Raw genomic sequence first — 22,927 nt, 5'->3', positions numbered from 1 at the left:
GTAATACATCATTTATTAGCTTGCAGCGCACGTTGCTTACGCATGCGTATATTGGCATCCACTACAAAGTAGTCAATTAAAGGAGCGAACACATTCATAAGTAGGATTGCGAGCATCATACCTTCAGGATAACCGGGATTCAATACGCGAATGAACACACACATTACCCCAACTAATAACCCATATATCCACTTTCCTTTTTCTGTTCTTGCCGAGGTAACCGGATCTGTAGCCATAAATACCAATCCAAATGCAAAACCGCCAAAAAGCAAGTGAGCCAAAGGAGGCATTTGCATAGAGGCCGTCGTACCGATGGCATTAAATACAAGAGACATTAGTACAGCCCCGACAACACCGGAGAAAATGATCTTCCAACTTGCGATTCCTGTCCAAATAAGGAAAATAGCTCCCAACAAGATACAGAACGTAGAAACCTCTCCCATAGATCCGGGGATAAAGCCCCAAAAGGCATCCCAATAGGAAATGGGGTCGCCCACAACATTTTGGATCACAGAAGGATACTCACTTCCCGCTGTTGCTATCTGTCCTAATGGAGTTGCTCCCGAGAAAGCATCTACGGGCGTTACAGCGCCACTCATTCCCCAGCTATGTCCCAGGCGTACAAACACATCGTCTCCTGTCATATGCGAAGGATAGGCAAAGAAGAGAATGGCACGTGCCACTAAAGCGACATTGAACACGTTGTAACCGGTTCCTCCAAATACCTCTTTGGCAAAAATCACCGAGAAAGCCGTAGCAATAGCCATCATCCAAAGCGGCGTTTCAATAGGCAAAACCATCGGTATCAAAATACCGGTTACAAGGTAACCCTCATTGATTTCTTCGCCTTTCATCTGTGCCACTGCGAACTCTATACCCAATCCCACCAAGTAAGATACAATGAGCTTGGGAAGAATAGCAAGCAGTCCATAAATGAAACAAATAAACCAACTGACCTCAGCCAACTGACCGGTAGCTAAATAGTGTTGATAGCCCAAATTGTACATACCAAAGAGCAGTGCCGGCATTAAGGCAATGATCACCATTGTCATAATACGCTTTGAGTCAATGGCATCATGTACATGCACCCCATGGTGTGATGTCTCATTGGGCACGAAGAAGAACGTCTCGAGTCCCTCAAACACAGAGTGCAAGAAAGCCAACTTGCCCCCTTTGCGGAAAGTAGCTCTATGTTTATCAAAGAAATTTTTCATAATGTGTGTAAGTTGCTTACGAAGACCAAACCCACTAATTCATCTCTTTATACAGTAAGTCCAATGCTTGACGGACAATTTGCTGCAGAGGTTTCTTGGAAGAATCCACGAACTCACAGAGTGCAAAGTCCTCAGGTGCTACTTCGTAGATACCTAAAGCCTCCATTTTGTCTATATCAAATGCAAGGATTGCCTTAATTAACTGTTCGGGATAAATATCGAAAGGGAACACTTTGGTATATTCATTACTCATTATCATAGCACGCTCACCTCCCTTGATTCGAGCATCTAACCGGTACTCCTTACGCGGAGTCAACCAACTAAAGTAGCTATGATTCATACTAAACTGATTGAAGCGGGGAGCGATCCAACCAAACAGCTCTGACACATCATCTCCTTCAGGAATTACTGTAATCTGATCCAGATTAAGAGGGGTGTAAGCTGATGACTCATCAAGCTTTGTACCTACCAATACATCTCCGCCAATAATACGTAACTTCCGCTCCGTATCAAGCAAAATACCATCCAAAAGATCAGCAACAGGGCATCCGGGTAACACTTTCATATAACCGGTTTTCTTCACTTCACTCCCGACAATGGCAACTTGACGAGAGAAATCCACCTTTGCTGTTGCCAAGAAGCGTCCGATCACCAATAGGTCTGTAACCTTTAGTGTCCACACGACTTCCCCCTTATTGACCGGTTCGGTTTTATTGATCAGTACGCCGTTCGTTCCTGCCGGGTGAGGTCCCTCTACTAAGTACTCTTCCACTCCCTCAACATTAAGATTCAATGGTCTGGATACGCTTACGTGTACCATACCCGGAGTGAGCTTGCGAAGTGCTTTAAGTGCCAAACGAAGATGATCCATACGACCTTCTAATAGATAAGGCACGTCTGGTGCAAGCGGAGCCGTAAAGTTAGCTGTCACAAAGATGTCTCGAGGGGTTATATTGGGTCGTGCCACTATATCGTAGGGACGCTGCATAATAAATCCCCACAAGCCACTTTCCAAGAGATATTTTTTAATCTCTTCCGGTGAAGACTTGTCTACATCTATTTGCTCAAATTGACGCTCTTCCTGTGAATCGCTATCACAAGCTATTTCAATGTTAAGGATATGCCGTTTGGCACCTCTATTAATTGCTTTTATGGTCCCTCCCATGGGAGCTACAAACTTTATCTCGGGATATTGTTTGTCATAAAAGACCTCCTCTCCTTTCTTTACCACATCACCCACTTTGACAGAGGGTTTGGGCAGAATGCCTGCATAAAAGTCCGGCACTAAAGCATATACTTTACTATTGCCTGCTGCAGGTAAAACATCACGAGAGGCCTCTCCTTTCAAATTGAGGGAGAGCCCCTTCTTGATTTTTATCGTTTTGGTCATAAATACATTCGCTATTTATCCGAAGCAATTTCCGTTTGCAAAGGTAACTCTTTTATCATCAATATAGCACAATCCTCATATGAAGTATTAGTACACTGATATTTCATTTCAAAAGGTATAGATCTTTCGTTTGAAAGGTTCTGATGTTTTATTCGAAAGTTATAGATGTTTTACTTGAAAGGTCCTGATGTTTTTTCTTTCATTCAGTAGCTACAGACCTATAGAAACAACCTATTTCATTAGATGATTAGCGAGAAATAAAAGTTATAATCTGTCGAAATGTTCACTCTTTGTAGTAATTAAGCGTTTCTATGCCAAATAAAGAACCCCATTAACTGATAAAACATAGAGTAAAACTTTGTTGATAGAGGAAATCTGACTATATTTGTGCTTGTTAAAAGGACATAGGGAGCAATAGTACTAGGAATATATGGGGATGTTGTGATTTCTTGAAATGTCTGAAATGTGCTTTGTAAAGAGAAAAGCTCTCACAGAAATCCATTATTCCACAAGAAAAGAAAAGTTACACAATGAAGTCAAAAGCTACGAGGAAGGCATTGCTGTTTGCGTTATTAGCAACCCTTTCCCTTCCGGTATTCGCTGCTGCAAAGATTACCTTCCAAACAGCAAGAAAGGCAGGTACCACGGTAAAGCTCTACGTGATATCTAATGGAGAGGTAAAGGCAGATGGTATTAAGGGTGGACAGATTAAGACAGGAGGAAACTATATTTATACGCTTACCGGTCAGACTGTTACACTCGAAGGTGATATTACCGAGTTGCACTGTCAGGATAATCAAATAACCTCCTTTGAGTTTGAGGCATGTGATAATCTGAAAGAACTATGGTGTCACAATAACCAACTCACTACGTTGGATCTCACCAATTGCAAGGGGTTAACACACTTGTGGTGCTTCAAAAATAAATTAACCTCGCTCAATCTGACAAAATGCGTAGAGCTTACCAAATTATGGAGTCAAGAGAATGAGTTGACTACTTTGGATGTAACGACCTGTCCGAAGTTGCGCGATATGTGGGCATTCAAAAATCAGTTGACGAGCGTAAACGTAGCTGGGTGTAACGACTTGCAATCTCTCCTTGTGCACAAGAATGAGTTGACTACGGTGGATATATCTCAGTGTGCTGCCTTAGAGCGGTTGGATTGCCAATACAATAAGATAACCTCCCTCAATCTACAAAACAGCGAGAAGCTTGAGATGCTTTATTGTTATGGGAACCAGCTTACTTCGTTGGATCTGTCTCATTGCCCCAATCTAAAAGCATTGGAGTGTAATAGCAACTGGCTCGCTTCCATAGATGTATCGAAGTGCCCTATCCTCAATTGGATTTCCTGTGAGCAAAACTTGCTTACCTGCTCTGCGATGGAGTCTATTGTAAATCAAATACCGAATAGAAAAGAAGAAAGGGTTAACGGAACTCTTGTGGTGATTACCGAGAAGGAAATGAAAGCTGATCCTATAGTCGGAAATATCATGACAGAGAACGAAGTGGCTGCCGCTTTGGCTAAGGCTTGGAAGGTTTATTACATTCCAAAGGACGATACTACGAAGCTGAAGGATTATCCGGGACGCCCCGGCACTTGTGCTGATTATGACCACGAAACGTTCAAGGTTACCGTTGCAAAAACCACCAATGGGAGTATATCCATTAAGGGAGCAGAAGATCTGAATGCGGTTCCTTTTGGTACAGAACTTACCGTAGATGTGGCACCTGAAGAAGGATACAGCTTGCAGCGTCTGATGGCCAATGAGAAAGATATCACCAATACCAAGAAGTTCTTTGTGTCGAGGAATGTAACAGTCACAGCTCTCTTTGTCTCTCCGCTCCGGGAGATTACGGAAGCTAAACTGAAGGTATATCCCAATCCTGCTGCTACAGAGGTGAATATACAGGGAGCGCCTGCTCTTTCTGAAGTGAAGCTATACAGTATGGACGGAGTCCGTCTGCTCAGCATAATGACTGATGCTTCGGGAGCTGCTGTATTGGATGTATCAGATGTTCCTGAGGGTACCTATCTGGTTGTACTACAAGATGGTGTATATAAGTTGAATACAAGACGTCTTTCCGTGAAGCGATAATAGCTACAGCTGAGATTAGCAAAACAAGAGCCTCTGTCCTTTTGGGATGGGGGCTCTCTTTATTATTGAGCCATACTATTGTCTTCAGCTTTGGATAAGACAAGGCTTCTTTATCTCTTCTGCACGATCTCTATCCACCTTACCGATAGAGCCTAAGTACCTTCGTGGTTTCTACAGGTGTAGCTGTTGTGAGCAACGCTTATGTCCACAGACATAAGGTATCTCAATAGCTACTGATGCTTTATAGGGGACACTCAATACTCCTAGTGCATCCTGAACTAAGAGGAAAGCATAACTGTAGTATTTGTTGGTGCTCTTTATTCTTCCTCGTGCTCATAGTTCGCACTATGCAAAGCCTTTTCAGTAAGAGTGTACTCGTCTATTGCAAAAAAGAATGGGGTAGAACAAACTTGTTCCACCCCATTGTTATTAGGAATTAAAAGCTTTATTTCGGCTTATCGTAGTCTCATATCAAAAGATGAGAGAATGCATTGCTCATAGGCAGCCTTCATCTTAATAGCACCCGCCCCATTGTAACTTGCGCTCTCCGAAAAGAAGCTCTTTTGACTCATCAGTACGATATCAAGAGCATTCTCTCCATTCAGATCAAACTGGTTGAATAAAAGGAAGTGCTTGGGCATTAAAGGTTCTACTGTAATAGCTATACAGCGAGTGCCGTCACCCATTGTGGTCCTGTAGAACTTTTGCTTTTTATGATCTAATCCGAAGAGGTCCATTACGAAAATCATGTAGGCAGCCTCATTCTCTGAGAATTGTGCCATGTCATTGGGATTAATAACTAATGGTTTTGACAGGTCAATTCCATTACCCCAATCTTTGTCAAAGTATGCCATTACCCCTTCTGTTACATGTCCTATAAAGTTGCTTGTTCCATAGGTGGCACTATTGTCTGTATAGTACATGAGAGCAAAAATAGGATCTTTGGTACTGGGCATTGGCTCAGGCCAGAAAGTGTATACGTTTTTCTCTGTGTTGCATATCTTTCTACCCATGCTGTCTTCTGCAGCCGTTATATCGGTGAGATCAAACGGTTGGAGTTGATCCGTAAAGTAGAAGCCATTGATGACCTTTCCTTTGAGCGCTACATGTACCTTAACAGCGCAAGTTGCAGATGCATCCCCAATAGAGGCTGTAAGCGTTGCCTCTCCGGTAGCTATACCCTTTACATCGAATACATTCTTCTGACCTGCTTTGGCAGTGATGGTAGCCACTTCCGGATTAGAGGTTAAGACCTTAATCTCCGTGTATTCAGCATTCTCGGGCTGTACGTTAACCGTGATTGTGGTCGTCTCCTCCGGAGCAAGAGTCAAAGAGGCAGGAGTGATGCTCAAAGTGATCTTTTCGGGCTCTTTGCCTTTGGCGGTTACTTTGATATTGACTTGAGCTTTTGCCTCTTCGTTACCCTTTTTGTCCATGATCTTTGCAGTGAGCATGGTCGCACCCTCTTTTACTCCGGTGACTTTTAGTGAGGCAGCGTCAAAGGTTGCAATCGTTTTGTCCGCTACTTCCCATACAATATCACCCTTGCGCGCTTCGGGAGTGACTGCTACAGAGATAGGAGCACTCTCTTGCCCTACAGCTATCGAAACCTCATTAGGAGCCAATGCAATGGATACTTTGTCTTTAGGCGAATCCGGTTCATCAGATCCACAAGAGACTGCGAAAAAACTAACGAGTGCCAAAGAGGCACAGGCAAATAACAATTTCTTCATACTTTTTTGAAACTCTATTTCTTGTTCTTGTTTATTTCTCGTGTGCTAACTGCTTCCTAAAAACATTTCAGGCAGCATCAAGGGCAAAGATATAAAATCATTTTGAATATATGCGTATAAAGCATTGTAAAATTTATATATGCGTAGTTTCACTTATCAATTTTGTTGTCACGAAACAAGAAAAGCAACTCAAAAAAGAGCAAAATGTAAGGTTTGTATGGATATGAAGTCCTCTTTTTTATGATATGAGTTGATAGGTAAATGAACAAATTAGCCGGAGTGGAGCACTATTTTATTCTCTTTGGGGAGAGTTAAAGCCATAGCAGGGAGTAATCGTCGGCTATTTGCGAAGTGTGCAACAAGTAAAAAGAAAGGAACTAATTGCATGTGTGGTGCATTGAAATACATTATCTTTGTGGCGGTATAGAATGAATATATGCAGAGACGAATAACGGCAGTAGTGGTCGGTTATGGCCACATAGGGCATAGTGCGGAAGACGCGCTACGTGTAGCAGATGACTTTGAACTTCTTGGTATCGTTCGTCGTCATGTGGAAGAAAGTGGAAAAAAGAGTATCTATGGCACTCCCATAGTATCGGATATAAAAGAACTTAGCAGCACTCCCGAAGTAGCACTTCTAACAGTTCCCTCTCGCTTGGTGCCTGCAACAGCTCCTCAATGGCTTGAAAAGGGTATCTCAACGGTGGATTCTTTTGATATACATACCGATATACCCGCCTTAAGGCAACAATTGGATGCAGTAGCAAAGCAGCATGGTGCTACTGCTATTCTATCAGCCGGATGGGATCCCGGTAGTGATTCTATGGTTCGTACATTGATGGAAGCCATGATGCCGAAAGGGTTGACCTATACAGATTTTGGCCCCGGTATGAGTATGGGGCACAGCGTTGCGGTAAAAATGCTGGATGGAGTTAAAGATGCTCTTTCGGTAACTATACCGATAGGAACGGGGCTTCATAGGAGAATGGTCTATGTCGTCTTGGAGGATAATGCAAAAGAAGAGGAGGTGCGTAATGCTATCCTGAAAGATCCTTACTTCGTTCATGACGAAACGCATGTAACCTTTGTGGAGAATGTAGAGCGGCTTATGGATCAAGGTCATGCAGTGCAGATGAGTCGCAAGGGGGTATCGGGTACTACGCATAATCAACTCGCCTCTTTTGAGATGCATATCAATAATCCCGCCCTTACGGGTCAGGTAATGGTAGCTGCTGCCCGAGCCGCTTTGCGCATGCCTCACGGAGCCTATACACTGCCTGAAGTGGCTCCTATTGATCTTCTGCCGGGAGAAAGGGAGCAATGGATAGCACGTTTGTGTTGATAGTGTTCTACCTCTGTATACTCAATTGTAGGAAAACAGTACAAACCCATGATGATACTAAATTATATAGATTGGAATGTCAATCCTGAGATCTTCAACCTTTTTGGTCGCGGAGTGCGTTGGTACGGATTACTTTTCGGTACCGGCTTACTTGTTTTTGCTCCATGGATAGCATGGCGCATGTGGAAGCATGAGGGATTGAATGAAAAATGGTTCGATACACTTTATTGGACAGTCGTGATTTCTGCTATTGTAGGTGCTCGCTTAGGGCACTGCTTATTCTACGATCCTGCTTATTATCTATCGGATCCAGTGGAGATACTAAAAGTGTGGGAAGGTGGATTTGCTTCTCATGGAGGAACAATAGGGATAATCTTGGGTGTCTGGTGGTTCTCTCGAAAGGTCTCTAAAAAGCCCATTGTGTGGACTTTAGACAGGGTGGCCGTGCCGACTGGGCTTGCTGCAGCTATGATTCGCATGGGGAACCTAATGAATAGTGAGATATTTGGAGGACCAACTACTTTGCCTTGGGGGTTTAAGTTTTATAGAAGTCATGAGTGGGTACAGCTTTGCCGGCAGGAAGGATATGAAGTGGCTTGTCATCCTACAGCAATCTATGAGGCTCTTTGCTATTTGCTTGTTTTCGGTATTTGTATGTGGCTCTATTGGAAACGTGATGCGGCACGGAGAAGACCGGGACTCATTTTGGGTGTCTTTTTGACTGGAACTTTTTTGTCACGCTTCTTTGTCGAGATGCTAAAGTTAGTACAGGAGCCGTGGGAACTCAACATGGTAGCCAAAATAGGATTGAACCAGGGACAAGTGCTTAGTATCCCATTTATGATCGTTGGAATTGTACTCATAATCTGGTCTCTCCGCAAGCCTGCCAAAGAAGTGCCTTCATTGACACAAAAGCGCAGTCTTTAAAGAAACAAGAGAATTTATAAGCATTAATAATATGTTACAGCAGATACAGATAACCGATTCAATTTACTATGTAGGAGTAAATGATCGTATCAAGGATCTTTTTGAAAGTCTTTGGACGCTTCCTTATGGGGTAAGCTATAATTCGTACCTGATCGTAGATGAAAAGGTCGCTTTAATGGATTCTGTCGACTTGTGCTATTCAGAGCGTTTTCTGAGACAAATAGATGGTATTCTGCAGGGCCGTCCGGTGGATTATCTCATTGTGGATCACATGGAGCCTGATCATAGTGGTTCTATAGGAATGCTTAAGCGTAGGTATCCCAATATCCGAATTGTGGGGAATAAGAAGACCTTTGCTATGATGAGCTCTTATTACTCCACCATAGATGATAACCTCATTGAGGTAAGTGAGGGGGACACACTCTCATTGGGTAGGCATGAACTGACCTTCGTTATGGCTCCTATGGTGCATTGGCCTGAGGTAATGTTTACTTACGACAAGACTGATAAGGTGCTTTTCTCGGCAGATGCCTTTGGCACTTTTGGTACATTAGATGGAAATGTGCTGGATACCAAGTTGGATACAAAGCACTACTTCGAGGAAATGGAGCGTTATTACTCCTGCATTGTCGGTAAATATGGCAAGTTTGTGCAGAAGACCCTTGAGAAGGTAAAGAGCATGAATCTTGAAATAAAGGCAATCTGTCCTTTACATGGACCTGTATGGACGGACGAAGCTGCACGTGCAATAGCTATATACGATAAACTGAGTCGCTATGAGGCTGAGAAGGGTGCTGTGGTACTCTATGGCTCTATGTATGGAAATACGGCTGCTTTGGCTGATACTATCGCCAGAGGTATTGGAAGCAAGGGCATCAAGCATGTGGTTACTTACGATGTGTCTCGTGGCAATCCTTCTCTTATTATTCGTGATGTATTTAAGTATAGGGCAGTGGTAGTAGGTAGTCCCACTTATAGTAATGGGGTATTCCAGCCGATGGCCAATGTACTTGAGCTATTACGGGTGAGAGAGATCCCTGATAGGTTATTTAGCGTATTTGGAAGTTGCTCATGGGCAGGGCAAGCAGTTAAGAAAATGACTCCCTTTGCAGAGGAAATGAAATGGGAATTGGTGGGCGAACCTCTTGAGCAGAAAGGCTCTCCCGACGATGCTGACTTAGAGCGTGCCTATGCCCTCGGCATGCAGATTGGCGATCGATTAAACGAGCTGTATCGTTAACTCCGAATTAGCTCTTCAACTGTAGCGAGCCCTCAAACGCAATGACAGAAGCGTTTGGGGGCTTTTGTTTATCTATTTGTAAGGCAATTAGATAGGGGACACATTTTTTATCTGAATCTTTTGCTGAAAACATCTATAACTTTCGAATAAAACATCAGAACCTTTCAAACGAAAGATCTATACCTTTTGAATGCCCTTACACAATACGTCATTTAATATGAAACCGGAAAGGGCATAAACTGAGAAAGGGGGAGCTGCCGTGGACAGCTACCCCCCTTCTTAAGCGAGAACTCCTCTGAGTAACTCAGGCGTACATCAATGCCTAATGGTTAGCAAAGAAATACATTTCTGTCCCGTTGCATCGGTAAATAGCAGGGGATAGTTTCCCTCAGCAAGTTCGATTACTTTTAGTTGAACGCAACCATCCGAATCCGTCAATACACGCTGCAACAAAGTGCCTTCTATACTGAAGAGGAGCACCTCCGTATGCGGTGCTGCTCCGGTAAGTTGTGTCTGTTCCTTTGCCGGGTTGGGGTACAAATGAGTAGCTTCAGCAGCTATTTCCTCGGCTTGAGTCTTTTTAGCAAAAAAAACCTTTAACAGCACCTTACTCTTTACCACAAAACGCTTGCTTTGGGTAATATCTTCGTCATTTGCTGCCATTCTTGCTAACTCATAACCTGCATCCGGGGTAACCTCTACCTTTATTTCTGTACCACATGGCACAGCATCAAGATGGTCAGCACCCACAAGTTTTACGCTTCCATTAACGGTCTCTTGCAGGGTCACTACATAGGTCAATACATTATCTGTACAATTGCCATCGCGACCGGCATAGGCAGCAGACTCAGACGACCCGGGCTCTGTCACAGAACAGACCTTCCAATTCCTATCTTTAATCAAGGCAACCACAATCTTTGTTATGATATTTCCCTCCCCGGAGCAAGCTTCCTTTTCCTTGTTGGTAACCACATAAAGCGTACCTTTGAGACCACTCTTTTGGGGTAGTCCACCGGCAAGCAACTCCATATTTCCACAGCTTATTCGGTTATCTTCGCAAGAAATCTTCTTTAGCTGTGTACATTTGGATACATCTAAGGCAGCTAATTCATTGGAATAGCAAACAAGATACGCCAACTTAGCGGCATGCGTCAGATCTAAAGAAGTGAGCTTATTCTGTGCACACTCAATGCGTACCAATTTTTCGCACGACGACACATCCAAGGCAGTTAGTTGATTATTATTCGCCCATACATGGGTCAACGCTGCACATTTAGTAACATTGAGCGAAGTCAACTGATTGCTTGCACACTTGAGTTGCTCTAAACGCTCGCTATCGGAAAGATCCAAGGAGGTCAATTTATTTTCATCACAATTCAAATAGGTCATCTGATGCGTATTGGTCAATGTGAGCGTTTTGAGATTATTTCCGTGGCAAGCAAGCGTTTTGAGATTTGGACAGGAAGAGACATCCAAAGAGACCAGTTGGTTCCTCCAAACCTTTATATCGACAAGCGCCGGATTACCCGATAGATCTATCGAAGTCAACTTATTCTCGGAAGCAGAAAAATCCGTCAGCTTACTATTCTTGGAAAGGTCCACCGACTGCATTTTATTTTTGAAGATCTGCAACTTTTCCAAATTTACGTTCTTTGTTAGATCCAATGCGGTGAGCAAGTTCTCAGAGCAATAGAGCTGTGTCAGAGCGGGACAATGTGATACATCCACAGAGGTCAACTCATTTGCATGACAATCGAGATAAGTGATAACACCGGATAAAGTAACCGTCTGAGCAGAAAGCTCATAAGTTCGATATAATCCGTCCGCCTCAACTTTACCCACTAAACCGGTTGCGGTAACAGCTCCATCGGCAGTTATTGCAATGGTTATTTTTTGTCCCACCGGCTTAGCGGTGACAAGGGTTGCATAATCTGTCCCTGCACTTTGAGATGCTGCTTTTACCGTGATGCGGGTGCCTAATGCACATACTGATAGACCCCATACGGCTATCAAAAGCAGACGCTGTGTAATACTACGTTTCATTATACTACAATATTGTTTGTTATACTTATCTTTGAATCTATTAATTGACACCTATTAGTGAGAATAAATAGACTCCCTTACACTTTAGCGTCCAAAGGTACATAAGATTTCTCATAGAGTGCAATTAAAATTGACAGTTTATCTTTTAGGAGCTTACATTTAGCTTTTCTTTACGGATTAATTGAAATACAACTTATAAAGTAAGTGCAACACTCCTGAAAGCATTTCTCTTGTGAAATAAGCAGAAAGGCAATAGTGTCCTAAACGTTTTGCAGGATAAAGAGATAAGGGTAGGTTTGTAATTGAAAAGAAAGCACAGCTAGTGAAAGCTGTCACAAACCACCCTTTTCAATGGCAAATATAACACTATTCGCACAAGCAATCCGACTCATACCTCGAGAATTCATCCAACGATTAGTCAAGAAGCATGACACAGACAAGTATGCAAAGGGCTTTAACTCGTGGAGCCATTTGGTGACTATGATCTTCAGCCAGTTCTCGGGTAGCGTGTCCCTACGTCAAATCTCAGAAGGGCTACAATCAGCTACGGGTAATCTCAATCACTTAGGACTCTCACGAGCCCCCTCCAAGGCATCACCTTTAAGCGAAAGTGGATTTACTTGATGTACCGGTTGTGATCCCGGAGTAGGAGGATAGTAATTGTACGGGGATAAAGGTTGATCAAATGGTTTTGGTTTACCTTTGGGCTTATTCTTTCAACTCATTGCGGGGTGTTGTGATTACATTGTGTATATTTTTGAAGAGGATATTATGGCAGAAAATGCTCTCTGCCATAATATCTTTTGATCGTATTTATAAGTATTTTAATCTTATAAATCTTCCTCTACGATAGGAGAACATTTTTTCCATCCCTCTGCTTGTTCATATAGATGCTTAGTGCCAATTGGAACAATTAACTTTTTATAGTAACCCAAATCAATGCGATGTTGTTCGTTTCCTCTATGGTCTCCACTAAAAATAGGAGGAACCAAGGCCTTACATACAATGCTCGTTAGACTATTGCAATCCACAAAAGCCCCTTCTCCAATACTTGTTACCGAATTGGGTATGATAATGCTCGTCAGACTATTGCATTTCTCAAAAGCCGAATTTCCAATACTTGTTACCGAATTGGGTATGATAATGCTCGTCAGACTATTGCATTTCTCAAAAGCCGAATTTCCAATACTTGTTACCGAATTGGGGATGGTAACGCTCTTCAGGCTAGTGCAATTCCAAAAAGTTTCATTTTCAATACTTGTTACCGAATTGGGTATGATAATGCTCTTCAGCCTAATGCATCCCTCAAAAGCCCTTTCTCCAATACTTGTTACCGAATTGGGTATGATAATGCTCCTCAGGCAAATGCAGCCAGAAAAAGCCTTTTCTCTAATAGATGTTACCGAATTGGGGATGGTAATGCTCGTCAGGCTATGACAAAAAGTAAAAGCCTCGTCTCCAATACATGTTACCGAATTAGGGATAGTCACATGTCCATTCTCTGGAATAGCCTCGTTAGGCCATCTTACGAGCACTCCGTTCTCAATAATAACCCCATCAGGCACATCTTCCTGCCCAAAATCGAGTTTCATGTCAAAGTAGAATCCATGTTCTGCAAGCCCTAAAAAGGCCATAACCAAGTCTCCTGTCATATTTACAACTTTCCCGTAAAAGTCGACATCCGTAAGTGCTTTTTTGAAGGCTTTATTGGCTAATTTTTTTTTGGCTAATTTGGGATACCATTTAATTGCATCACCTTTAATAAAATCAACAAGCTTTCCTTGTAGCTTTTGGTATATTTTATATGATTTATCTATGGAAGACAATGATTTATTGCTTGCAATAGCTCTTATTTTATTTATAAAAATAGGATCTGTAGCTAATTTGTAAACAAATCGGTATGTAAAATCTTTAATAAAAGATTTCTCGTCTTTTACCTCTCCGCCTAACAGAGATAGGGTAGGAGCTAAAAAAGCCATTGTAGCATTAAAGACAAGAAGATTATCGTTTTCTTGAGGTGATAATACTAAAACGACATCATTGGGCTTCTGGAAATCCATATAAATTCCACTCAATTTAGACATATCCCAAGTCATATCGTCAAATCCAAAGCCTTCTTCTGTAAATAATCTCCATGTCTCTGAAAAATAAGCTGTAATACCATCCCAAGAAGAAGTAGTTCCCATAAATTTGCTTACGTTCATCGGTGGAATTATAAATTTCATCTGCTCCCAAAAATCATTTGAATAGGGATAAATTACACCGTCATTTCCTTTATAGGCATGAACCATGGCAACATAACCAAACCTTTCGTTATACCCGGTCATATTACAATGCCATGTTTTCGATTCTGTTATAAAGTTACTACTTTTTATGTCCAATCTAACCCCCTTATATCTGTTATTAATAATTTGAGGAGAAATGGGTGTGGTTGACGATCTTGTAGTAGGTGCGTTTTTTTGAACGGCTCTTGTACTTAAAAAGTTTTCTTTTAAGCCTGTTAACTGGATTATCTTTTCTTTTGCAATAGAATATTCCCTCTCCACATCATCTAAGTTCAGATATCCATTGTGAACGATGCTCCTATCGATTGCTGTAGCCAACTGTTTGGTCTCTTGTAGCTGAGCTATCAAGTTTTTTAAGGACTCAAAAGAGGCTGTAGAAGTGGGTATAAAAACATTCGGGAATATTTGCAGGAGCAAAGAACTTGCTGTCTCTAAAGAATTAAGAGTAACCTTCTTGTTTGAAGGTATAGTATCAGAGGATAGATAACTCACATACAATATACGATCCTCTTTACCTAAGACGAGTAGGACATTGGCTGTCGTATTAAAATTCCCGTCAGGATCAACTTTGATTTGCTGCCCTCCATTTTCAAAGATTTGAATAGCATCTAACGAAATGTCTGCCCCTTTAGGTAATTCTATCTTGGCGTTCCCTTGGGGCTGTGCCGGATTCGAGGGCTGTGCCGGGTTCGAGGGTTCTGGAATATCGTTTTTGCAACTATAGAATAGCATCGTTATCACAAATCCGACAATGTAAATGGCAAGTTTTTTCATACTTGTTGTTATTAAAGATGTTGTCTTAAATCGTTACTAAACACATATTACTGCAAAGTAATATATATTTTTTTAAACAAACTTATTTCCGACTTTTTTTATTCATACTAGGTTGTTGCCTTCATTCGTTGGCTGATTAGCCTTCGGTTGGCATTTACAAGGCTAACAATTTGGTCGTGGTATGAGCTGTTTTGGTTGCATACGCCACGGCTCTGGATCACTTGGAGAGTGTCCATAGAGACCTCTATGGTCTCTATCCGCTTGCCCTCAATGGTAGCGGACAAAATAAGCGAGTTCTCTTTGAGGTAGTACTCATTTGAAAATAGGCAGTGGTGCTATTCAGCTCCTTCCTCTATATACTCCTACACGCTCTCTAACACGTGCACTTGGATTGTGCCGTCCGTAAAACGGATGCCGAAGAACTTGGATTTAAGTTCTTGGAAACGCTTTTCATTTTCCATCGCCTTTTGCTGTTTCTTGGCAAGTCCCTCCTTTTCTCTTTGTGTGAACAGTTCCGTATGTCTGCGGTCGTGTTCGGCTCTGAGGTCGGTAGGACAAAGATAGCAGAAAGTGTATCTTTGTACTTGATGAGAATATATGATTCCATAAAAAGGAATTAGCAAACAATAGATGCATGAGGTAGGAGATGGAATGGCAACAATTAATATGTGACAAACGCTTGGGTAAAACAGAGCAGGAGAGAACACCACAGGATACGCCACGCGGCTTTGGACGCCGTAGTGAGTTTGAGCGAGACTACGACCGCTTGGTATTTAGTGCACCTTTTCGCAGACTTCAAAATAAGGCACAAATATTTCCTTTGCCCGGCAATGTATTTGTACATAACCGCCTCACGCACACTTTAGAAGTAAGCTGTGTAGGGCGTAGCTTAGGGAATCTGGTAGGTGATGCTCTGTGCAAGAAATATAAGTCGCTCCCCTTTTCCTCGGGTGACTTAGCGGCTATTGTATCGGCCGCATGCTTGGCACACGACTTGGGTAATCCACCTTTTGGACATAGTGGCGAAAGAGCCATCTCTGCCTATTTCCGAGAGGGAGAGGGACAAAAATGGGAGCAGCAGGTACGCAAGGAAAAAAGCCGATGGGAAGACTTCACTGTATTTGATGGCAATGCAAATACCTTTCGCCTCCTCACTCACCGCTTTGTGGGAAGAAAGCCCGGAGGCTTTGGACTCTCTTACAGCACATTAGCCGCTATTGTCAAGTATCCCTACCCCTCCACCGTTCAATTAAAGCAGGGGAAATTTGGGTTTTTCGCTGCCGAAGAGGAAACCTATATTGAGCTGGCGACTCAATTGGGTCTAACCTGTATTGATGCAAAAAAGAAGATCTATGTACGTCATCCGCTCGTTTACTTAGTGGAAGCGGCCGATGACATTTGCTACGAAATAATGGATTTGGAAGATGCCTATAAGCTGCGAATACTCTCGTTACAAGAAGTGAAAGAGCTTCTCTTGGCATTCTTTGACAGTAAGGAGGTAGATCGTTTATCACAGCGTGCTCGCGACATAACCGATGCCAACGAACAAGTAGCTTATTTGCGCAGTAAAGTGATCAATGTACTGATAGCCCACTGTGCAGCCTCCTTCGTAGAGCATGAGGAAGAGATCCTAAAAGGGGTATTTGAAGGTTCTTTAATTGACCATTGTCCTTCCCGAACCCTAAACGCCTACCGCGGAGCAGAAAAAATAGCAAGAAGCCGCATATATTCTGCTCGGGACGTAGTAGATGTAGAGCTGGCCGGACATCGCATCTTTTCCGAAATAATAGAGCGTACAATGTATGCCTTGGAGCATCCCGACAATGCCTACAGCCGCACCTATCTCACTCGGGTAAGCAGTCAGTATGATCAACACGTAGAAGGCACCTATGGAAAGATCCTAACCACATTGGACTACATCAGTGGAATGACCGATTTATATGCCTTAGAGCTATACCGAAAAATAACAGGTATGAGCCTACCCCATGTATAAGTACCCCATCCAAAATCTATTTTCGGTAGGAGGTGTTTTTTTGCTACCTTTGCGAAGTAAAAAGTGCAGAGCGGAGCGTATGCGATCGTTGCCAAAGGCTTCTATACGCAAATCTCCTTGTTCAGTATAGGTGACTATAAGATGGAAATAAGACGACTGAAGAGCTTAGATGCGATAGCCGGGTGGATTGTGTTCGCCATATCGGCTGTAGTCTATCTGCTGACGATAGGACCGAGCGCAAGTCTTTGGGACTGCGGAGAGTTCGTAGTTTGCATACATAAGTTGGAAGTAGGGCACCCGCCAGGAGCTCCCTTCTTTATGCTCCTGTACAACTTCTTTAGCCACATGACTAGTGATCCGCAAAAGATTGCCTATTTGTGCAATGCGGTGAGCGGGTTAGTAAGTGCCGGTACGATCTATTTTCTGTTCCGCTCCATTACGCATATTGCGCGCAAGCTGCTCGTAGAGGAGGGGGCTTTACAGGTAAGCCGTCACCAAGCCGTTTGCATCCTTGCTGCAGGTACGTGCGGAGCGTTGGTTTATACGTTTAGCGATACCTTTTGGTTTAGTGCTGTAGAAGCAGAGGTGTATGCTTTGAGTAGCCTCTTTACCGCTGTGGTCTTTTGGCTGATGCTAAAGTGGGAAGAAAAGGCGGATAGCCCGATCTCTGCTCGATGGCTCATTCTTATTGCCTACTTGATGGGGCTGGGTATCGGGGTCCATCTGCTCAATCTGCTTTGCATACCTGCCATGGCACTTATTTTCTACTACAGAAAATACAGCAAGCCTACAACATGGGGGACTATATTGGCCCTGCTGGTATCCTTTGTGGTAATCATACTCATCATGTTCGGAGTAATACAGGGTTCTATGAAAGTAGCTACCCGCTTCGATGTATTCGCAGTAAATGTATTGGGGCTCTCCTTCAATTCGGGAATGATCATATACCTCGTACTGATGGGTATTGTAATGGGGCTTACCTTATGGCTTCTTTACAGTGGCAAAAATGAAACCTTTGCACGGCTTGGCGTGCTACTCACAGCCTGCTTAATGGGGATACCCTTTATCTCCTCCTCTTGGTTACTGTGGTTCGTTATTCTCGCTGTGCTTAGCTGGCTTTTCTTTAGCAAAAAGAATTTGGTCAGCATGGGCTTCTTGAGTACGCTTCAGTCTGCTTTAGTGGCTATGGCAATAGGCTTCTCGTGCTATGGTGTTATTCTCATTCGAAGCGCTGCTCAACCCCCAATGAACGAAAATGACCCTTCAACTCCCATTACGCTGAAGGGATACCTCAACCGTGAACAATACGGCTCCGTGCCACTCATCTCAGGACCGAGCTTCGCAAGCCAACCTGTTGCCATCAAGGAGGCACGACACGAGTGGAAGCCGGCTCCCAAAGATGAAATAACAGCAAAAGATCGGTACATAAAAGTTGCCAAGCCTGCAGAGTACGAATATTCACATAAAACATTCTTCCCGAGGATGTACTCCCCAAGGGCAGAGCACATTCGCATTTACAATACTTGGGTAGGGCGACATCCGGAAGATATGAGCGAGCCCACGTTTGGAGAGAATTTGCGTTTCTTCTTCTCGTACCAAATAAACTTTATGTATTGGCGCTATTTTGGCTGGAACTTCATTGGTCGTCAGAATGACCTGTACAGCTCAGGCTCAATGCTTAAAGGAGGCGTAGCAACCGGATTCAATTTTACAGATCGCTCCCAGTGGGGAGATAAAGAGTACTATCCTGATGAAATGACCCAAAATAAGGGACATAATGTATACTACTTTATGCCTCTCATACTGGGTCTACTGGGTATAGCATTTCAATTTGCCAAGAAAAAGAGGGGCATACAGAGCTTTTTGATTGTCTTCTTCCTGTTCTTTATGACCGGACTTGCAATCATACTCTATATCAATCAAACACCCCTGCAACCTCGCGAACGAGACTATGCTTATGCCGGCTCCTTCTACGCATTTGCTATTTGGGTGGGATTAGGTGCCGCAGCTGTAGGCGACTTCATTATGCGGCTGAAGGTAAAGAAAGTACCCGCCTCGGTACTAAATCTTTTGGGCGGAGTAACCGCTATTCACCTTGCCGTTTTGGTACCTGTTCAAATGGCGATCCAAAACTGGGACGACCACGATCGTAGCGGCCGTACGGTAGCACGCGACTTAGGTGCTAACTACCTGAATAGTTGTGGAGATCAGGCTATTCTATTCTGTTTTGGTGATAACGACACTTTCCCCGTTTGGTATGCACAAGAGATAGAGGGCATCCGCACAGATGTACGCGCTTGTAACTTAAGTTATCTGCAGGCGGAGTGGTACGTAGACCAGATGCGGTGCGATGCCTATGAGTCAAAGGCATTGCCCATCCGCTGGTTAAAACCCTCCTTCTACTATCCAAAAGCCTATGCCCGTATAGAATCGAGGGGTGAAATGACGGTGGAACAGGCTTACCGCATGATGCTTGAAGACAAAGGCAATCCGAGTATTTTCCCCACGGATCACGTACTGATTCCCTTGGATAAAGCTGCCGTGGGAAAAGCGTTCCCCGGGCTTGCCTGCGAAAGCGATAATATGTTGCTTACGTTGCAGGATGGCGGTGCACTTGTTCGTGACGGAATGGTTGCTTTGGACGTCATTGCAAACAATAATTGGGAACGCCCCATTTATTGGCTCAAGTCCACGCCCACTAATCTCTTCGGCAATCTTAATAACTACCTATCCTCTTCGGGTATGGCCTTCCGGCTACTTCCACAAGAGGTTGCACACAATCCTTCTTATGCAAACACGGAAGCAGAATATGATATGGTAATGAACAAGTTCCTTTGGTTTGGAGCTTCGGATGATAATATCTATTATGATGAAAACATCCGCAACAACATTATCATGTATTACCGTGCCGCTCTATTCCCCGAATTAGCATTGCGCTTGCAGAATGAAGGGGAAACAGATAAAGCGCGCAAAGTATTGGATAAGTGTTTCAAAGAGATTAGTGCAAAAGCACTCCCCTATCAATTCAATGACCTCTATTTGGCTATGGCTACGTATGAAGTGGGCATGGAGCAAAAGGGAGATATGATCGTAAAGGAGATTGCACAAAGTGGCTTGCGCAAGTTGAATTGGCTTAAACACCTTAACATGCGACAACTCCAGCGAGCTACCGGCGAGGGACTGCTACAAGAAGCTTTGCGCGATGCTTCAGAGTCCCTCCGTATAGCGCTTCATTATAACCGAGCTGATCAAGTGAGCGATCTAAAGGAAGAATTACAAAATGCTCTTAATGTAATCTGGGGCAGCAATGCTCCCTCTGTGGATCGCTTATTAGCGCCTCAAGATACTTATCAAGAACCCATGCAGAATAATCTGCCTTCCACAGACATAGAACAAGAAATATTAGAATAATCTACATATAATAAATAATGTAATATGGCTACAACAGCTGATTTTAGAAACGGAATGTGCCTTGATATTGACGGGCAATACTATTTCATCGTTGAATTTCTACACGTAAAACCAGGAAAGGGTCCCGCTTTCGTTCGTACGAAGCTAAAGAATGTGGCTACGGGACGCATCCTCGATAAAACTTGGAACAGCGGTGTAAAAGTAGAAGAGGTTCGCATTGAAAGACGACCCTATCAGTACCTCTATAAGGATGAAATGGGATACAACTTTATGCATCAGGAAACTTTTGAGCAGATCAGTATCCCCGGCGAAAGCATTGAAGGCGTCCAGTTCCTAAAGGAAGGCGATACCGTTGAAGCAATGGTACATGCCGAAACTGATACCGTGCTTACTTGCGAAATGCCTGCACACGTGGTTTTGCGTGTAACTTACACAGAGCCCGGCCTAAAGGGAGACACAGCTACTAATGCCCTCAAGCCTGCTACGGTGGAAACAGGTGCAGAAGTACGCGTGCCCCTGTTCATTTCGGAAGGCGAATTGATTGAAATCGATACACGCGACGGTAGTTACGTAGGTCGCGTAAAAGAGTAAGTAACGTACAACTTTACTAAACTCTGCGGAAGACTCTTTGCAATGTGCATGCCTTACCGCAAAGCAATAAAGGAAGGAGTGATACAAACGTGCCGAGAACGCATCAGAACGAGGACTTGAAAGCTGCTGAGCAAGCGCGCTTGGCAGCGTATCTGCAGATCAAAGGGCAGCGTCTCTCTGTGGAGCGCGAAGCTCTATTTGATACGGTCTTGGCATATGAGCGCACCTTTTCGGCTTCAGAATTGTACGAAAAGGCCAAGGAGGCATCTTGCCCGGTAACACTCGCCACTGTATACAATGCGCTAGAGCTGTTTGTAAAAGCCGGTGTAGTAATTCCCTTTGAAATACAACGAAGGGAAACATACTATCTCCCTTACTTTTGCTCCTACAATCGTGCGGTTGTGGTGTGCAGTGAGTGTGGCAAAACAGTCTATTTGCGACGCGTTAAGGTGTACGATATGCTGGCAAAGCTGATTACGCCTCACTTTAGTAAGAGTAGACCGCTGTTACTCTATTACGGCTACTGCAAGGATTGCAGATTTGCCCTTAGGCAGGCAGCGAAAAAACGAAACAATAAAACTTTGGAATAGGCACTATTATGGCTAAGGTAGATGTATTGTTGGGTCTTCAATGGGGAGACGAAGGAAAGGGTAAAATAGTAGACGTACTGACCCCCAATTATGATATGGTGGCGCGCTTCCAAGGCGGCCCGAATGCCGGTCATACGCTTCATTTTGACGGGAAAAAGTACGTACTGCGTTCCATTCCGAGCGGCATCTTCCAGAAAGATACCATCAACGTAGTGGGCAATGGCGTTGTACTCGATCCGGTACGCTTCATTGAGGAAGCCAAAGAATTGCAAAAAAGCGGCTGCTCTGTAAAGGATAAACTACGCATCGCACGCAAGGCGCATCTCATTCTACCTACGCATCGCCTCTTGGATGCCGCCAACGAAAAGGCTCTGAAAGGAAGCAAGATCGGTACCACCGGAAGAGGTATCGGTCCTACCTATACGGATAAAACGGCTCGTTACGGAGTGCGTGTGGGTGAAATTGAGGGAGACTTTGATAAGGCATACAATACCGCTAAGGAGCGTCATTTGGCACGCCTCGCCGCTATGGGCGAAATGCCTGATCTAACCGATTTAGAAAAGGAATATTTCGATGCCATTGAGCAGCTGAAAACATTCAAGCTGATCGATTGCGAATATGAGATCAATGCTGCCTTGCACGATGGTAAGAAAGTACTGGCGGAGGGTGCCCAAGGCTCTATGCTGGACGTGGATTACGGAACCTATCCGTTCGTTACCTCCAGTAATACCATTGCTTCCGGCTGCTGCACAGGATTAGGCATAGCCCCTCAACAGATCGGTCACGTATTCGGTATTTTCAAAGCTTATTGCACCCGAGTAGGGGCAGGACCTTTCCCAACCGAATTGCAGGACGAAGTGGGACACGAAATGGCAGTACGGGGCGCGGAGTTCGGTGCCGTTACCGGCAGACCGCGTCGCTGCGGGTGGATTGATCTGGTCGCTCTGAAATATACCATCATGCTGAGTGGTGTTACCGATCTCATCATGATGAAAAGCGATGTGCTGGACACCTTTAAGGAAATAAAGGCGTGCCGCGCTTATCGCGTTAATGGCAAGGAAACGCAGCGCGTTCCCTTCCACTTTACGGACGATGATTCAATAGAGCCTATTTACGATACCATCCCCGGGTGGCAATGTGATCTTACTGCTGTTACTCGCGAGGCTGATTTCCCCGCTGCGTTCCGCAACTACATAGCGTATTTGGAAAATGCTTTAGGCTGTCCCATCAAGATTGTTTCCGTGGGACCCGATCGAAAGCAAACCATTGTGCGTTAGCAAGTACCGCATACCCTT

14 protein-coding genes and 2 pseudogenes are annotated in these 22,927 nt (G+C 43.7%); 10 read left to right on the top strand and 6 right to left on the bottom strand.

Going from position 1 to position 22,927, the window contains the following annotated elements:
- Nucleotides 1-8: 8 nt before the first annotated feature.
- Nucleotides 9-1,214: an NADH:ubiquinone reductase (Na(+)-transporting) subunit B gene (locus ACLWMH_RS01660; protein WP_411915021.1), complete on the bottom strand. Its 1,206-nt coding sequence runs from the start codon at nucleotides 1,212-1,214 to the stop codon at nucleotides 9-11.
- A gap of 34 nt (nucleotides 1,215-1,248) precedes the next feature.
- Complete coding sequence (locus tag ACLWMH_RS01655; RefSeq protein WP_411915020.1) at nucleotides 1,249-2,604, bottom strand: Na(+)-translocating NADH-quinone reductase subunit A; 1,356 nt, start codon at nucleotides 2,602-2,604, stop codon at nucleotides 1,249-1,251.
- Nucleotides 2,605-3,134: 530 nt separating this feature from the next.
- Here ACLWMH_RS01655 and ACLWMH_RS01650 point away from each other — a divergent pair.
- Nucleotides 3,135-4,703 (top strand): leucine-rich repeat domain-containing protein, encoded by a 1,569-nt coding sequence (locus tag ACLWMH_RS01650; protein ID WP_411915019.1) that lies wholly within the window; start codon nucleotides 3,135-3,137, stop codon nucleotides 4,701-4,703.
- 455 nt (nucleotides 4,704-5,158) lie between these two features.
- Here the strand turns inward: ACLWMH_RS01650 and ACLWMH_RS01645 are convergent, their stop codons facing one another.
- Complete coding sequence (locus ACLWMH_RS01645) at nucleotides 5,159-6,436, bottom strand: Ig-like domain-containing protein (RefSeq protein WP_411915018.1); 1,278 nt, start codon at nucleotides 6,434-6,436, stop codon at nucleotides 5,159-5,161.
- A gap of 436 nt (nucleotides 6,437-6,872) precedes the next feature.
- Between ACLWMH_RS01645 and ACLWMH_RS01640 the strand changes: the two genes are divergently transcribed.
- From ACLWMH_RS01640 to ACLWMH_RS01630, 3 genes are read left to right on the top strand one after another with little or no spacing between them, the layout of a single operon-like run.
- Entirely contained in the window at nucleotides 6,873-7,778 is a 906-nt protein-coding gene (locus ACLWMH_RS01640; protein ID WP_411915017.1) for a diaminopimelate dehydrogenase, read from the top strand.
- A 48-nt stretch (nucleotides 7,779-7,826) separates the two neighbouring features.
- Nucleotides 7,827-8,705, top strand: coding sequence for a prolipoprotein diacylglyceryl transferase (gene lgt / locus ACLWMH_RS01635; protein ID WP_411915016.1), 879 nt, complete (start codon nucleotides 7,827-7,829; stop codon nucleotides 8,703-8,705).
- Between the two features lie 31 nt (nucleotides 8,706-8,736).
- Complete coding sequence (locus tag ACLWMH_RS01630; RefSeq protein WP_411915015.1) at nucleotides 8,737-9,945, top strand: FprA family A-type flavoprotein; 1,209 nt, start codon at nucleotides 8,737-8,739, stop codon at nucleotides 9,943-9,945.
- Between the two features lie 315 nt (nucleotides 9,946-10,260).
- Here the strand turns inward: ACLWMH_RS01630 and ACLWMH_RS01625 are convergent, their stop codons facing one another.
- Nucleotides 10,261-11,988 carry a leucine-rich repeat domain-containing protein gene (locus ACLWMH_RS01625; protein WP_411915014.1) on the bottom strand — a complete coding sequence of 576 codons (1,728 nt, stop codon included), beginning with the start codon at nucleotides 11,986-11,988 and terminating at the stop codon, nucleotides 10,261-10,263.
- 351 nt (nucleotides 11,989-12,339) lie between these two features.
- Between ACLWMH_RS01625 and ACLWMH_RS01620 the strand changes: the two are divergent.
- A pseudogene (locus ACLWMH_RS01620) lies at nucleotides 12,340-12,585 on the top strand (DUF4372 domain-containing protein); the annotation flags it as partial.
- A 233-nt stretch (nucleotides 12,586-12,818) separates the two neighbouring features.
- Here the strand turns inward: ACLWMH_RS01620 and ACLWMH_RS01615 are convergent.
- Nucleotides 12,819-15,047 carry a leucine-rich repeat domain-containing protein gene (locus ACLWMH_RS01615; protein ID WP_411915013.1) on the bottom strand — a complete coding sequence of 743 codons (2,229 nt, stop codon included), beginning with the start codon at nucleotides 15,045-15,047 and terminating at the stop codon, nucleotides 12,819-12,821.
- Between the two features lie 107 nt (nucleotides 15,048-15,154).
- A pseudogene (locus tag ACLWMH_RS01610) lies at nucleotides 15,155-15,610 on the bottom strand (PcfJ domain-containing protein); the annotation flags it as partial.
- 83 nt (nucleotides 15,611-15,693) lie between these two features.
- Here ACLWMH_RS01610 and dgt point away from each other — a divergent pair.
- The 5 genes from dgt (at nucleotide 15,694) to ACLWMH_RS01585 (ending at nucleotide 22,909) form a co-directional block, all read left to right on the top strand.
- Entirely contained in the window at nucleotides 15,694-17,040 is a 1,347-nt protein-coding gene (gene dgt, locus ACLWMH_RS01605) for a dGTP triphosphohydrolase (RefSeq protein ID WP_411915012.1), read from the top strand.
- Between the two features lie 63 nt (nucleotides 17,041-17,103).
- Complete coding sequence (locus ACLWMH_RS01600) at nucleotides 17,104-20,451, top strand: glycosyltransferase family 117 protein (protein WP_459349882.1); 3,348 nt, start codon at nucleotides 17,104-17,106, stop codon at nucleotides 20,449-20,451.
- Nucleotides 20,452-20,475: 24 nt separating this feature from the next.
- Complete coding sequence (gene efp, locus ACLWMH_RS01595; RefSeq protein ID WP_411915011.1) at nucleotides 20,476-21,042, top strand: elongation factor P; 567 nt, start codon at nucleotides 20,476-20,478, stop codon at nucleotides 21,040-21,042.
- An 89-nt stretch (nucleotides 21,043-21,131) separates the two neighbouring features.
- Complete coding sequence (locus ACLWMH_RS01590; RefSeq protein ID WP_411915010.1) at nucleotides 21,132-21,632, top strand: Fur family transcriptional regulator; 501 nt, start codon at nucleotides 21,132-21,134, stop codon at nucleotides 21,630-21,632.
- 8 nt (nucleotides 21,633-21,640) lie between these two features.
- The gene (locus tag ACLWMH_RS01585; protein ID WP_411915009.1) at nucleotides 21,641-22,909 is read left to right on the top strand and encodes an adenylosuccinate synthase; all 1,269 of its coding nucleotides are present in this window, start codon (nucleotides 21,641-21,643) and stop codon (nucleotides 22,907-22,909) included.
- Nucleotides 22,910-22,927: the final 18 nt, after the last annotated feature.

The sequence above is a fragment of the Porphyromonas miyakawae genome, assembly GCF_045865415.1.
Classification (GTDB): domain Bacteria; phylum Bacteroidota; class Bacteroidia; order Bacteroidales; family Porphyromonadaceae; genus Porphyromonas; species Porphyromonas miyakawae.
The sequence above is the reverse complement of the archived record's forward strand: the minus strand, read 5'-3'. Positions and strand labels throughout refer to the sequence as shown.